A 1,686-nucleotide genomic window follows, 5' to 3' on the forward strand; every position below is an offset into this window, starting at 1 on the left:
AAAACCTTGGTTTGGGAGGAGCTAAATACGTAACCAGTCGAGGAAGTAACGCAAATGGAGCTTGGGTAATATGGTCGGATGGAGCCATTGAGGTTATGGGGTATGGTGTAATCCTTGATAACGGCCTGGCAACCGTTAATTACCCAATTGCGCTACCAGGTATAAGCCGCTATATCAGCATTGCCGAACGTCTCTCTGCTGATCCTGGCACAGCGCCCAACTTTGCTCATTCATCAATGATCATTGATGCTTTAACAACAAATATCGGTTTCAAAGCTCGTTGCACAATGGCCGCAACGGGTGCCCCATCAAATAATGGTTTTTCGTGGAGAGTTTACTATGCGCCTATTTAATCCGATCACGATGACGGAGGTCATTCATGGTTTCCACGATACTGTTGGTGCTATAGAGCTCCCTGAAGATAACTGGTTTTTCACAATGCGGGAAATACCTGAGGGAATGCGGCTTGAAGTCAATGAAAAAGGTGAGCCAACTCTTATGGAAATTAGCCATGATATATCTGGCAACGAATAAATGAATACGTTTCCTGGCTGAATGCTGAAAATATCAGGTGCTGCTGATGATTATTGATACATCAAAAGCACCTGATATTGGATGACCTATACCTCGGGTTTTGGTGGAAGGTAAAGATTCGGAGCAGTGCCGGTATCAATCTTAGTTAGTTTATAACGGTACCGCTGCCATTCAGTCAGACGTGGAATATCTGCATCGTCAATGTAGCCTCCAACCTGAGCATCTGCCAATGGTGCGATAATTGCAGACGCTTCAGCCAGTAATGCGGTTTTCTGCTGTTCAGCCTTTTCCACATCCGCAGAGTGTTTCGCTTTTACGTCGGTTATCCACTCGCTGCCACTCCACTTATCATATGGCGTACCAGGGGCTTCTGTAGTCGTATCTTTCGGATAATCACCCGGCAGGGAAATCGTGACTCGTTGACCTGTCTTCGTGCTGTATACAGTTTCACTACGATGATCGACGAGGTACTCCCATGCGCTTAAGTCAGAGGTGCGACAGATAGTAAAACCTTCCAGAGCTACTCCAGGCGCATCAATACAGGATAAGGCTGGAATGCCTACACCTTCCACTAAATATTCAACGGATGAAGAAAGATATTCTCCCGTCGCCCCATCATAATTAAACACAGTAATCTCACCGGCCATAATGGCGATATGTTCACTGTTTAATTTTGCCATCACCATTATGCGGCCCTCACGATGTAGTTAAATGCGATGTTACGGGGGCGGGCTGAAACATAAGCCCACCAATCGTAACGCTGCGAATTTGCCGGACTACCTATCCATTTTTTTCCTTTAATATTTTCCCATTGTGCTGCGGTCATTACATCACCGAACCCATAGGCAGCAGACCCGATTGAGCTGATATCTCCCGTATCATTGTCATCAAAGCCCGAAACAATAGTACCTTCCTGGAATGACAGCAGCCCACGACCAGCGTCAATCCCTCGCCCGTCATCCCAGCCACGGATAAACTCACCACGTAAATCAGGTAATCTGAGCGCAGGATAAGCCAGTGCAAGCTTGGGATACTGTGAGGCGGTGAACGCCGCGCCATTGCATTTGAGCCACCCCGTCGGTGGATTTGCTGACGGCCACGGAACGGGGACGCCCACCGGCAAAGCTGACCCTTCTCCCAAACCAAGGTTTT

The 1,686-nt window shown here is 47.7% G+C and carries 3 protein-coding genes and 1 pseudogene; 2 read left to right on the forward strand and 2 right to left on the reverse strand.

All coding sequences use genetic code 11. From position 1 onward, the window contains the following. A pseudogene (locus AC0TOY_RS00040) lies at positions 1 to 353 on the forward strand (phage tail protein); the annotation flags it as partial. Continuing rightward, positions 340 to 534, forward strand: coding sequence for a hypothetical protein (locus AC0TOY_RS00045; protein WP_061716468.1), 195 nt, complete (start codon positions 340 to 342; stop codon positions 532 to 534). The pseudogene AC0TOY_RS00040 and the gene AC0TOY_RS00045, both read left to right, overlap by 14 nt. A gap of 86 nt (positions 535 to 620) precedes the next feature. On the opposite strand, the gene AC0TOY_RS00050 is transcribed toward AC0TOY_RS00045, so the two are convergent. Continuing rightward, positions 621 to 1,220 carry a tail fiber assembly protein gene (locus AC0TOY_RS00050; RefSeq protein ID WP_420277479.1) on the reverse strand — a complete coding sequence of 200 codons (600 nt, stop codon included), beginning with the start codon at positions 1,218 to 1,220 and terminating at the stop codon, positions 621 to 623. Further along, the coding region (locus tag AC0TOY_RS00055) for a phage tail protein (protein ID WP_473721375.1) at positions 1,220 to 1,686 on the reverse strand (467 nt) is incomplete at its 5' end. The genes AC0TOY_RS00050 and AC0TOY_RS00055, both read right to left, overlap by 1 nt.

The sequence above is a fragment of the Enterobacter sp. PL_is379 genome (assembly GCF_055817355.1).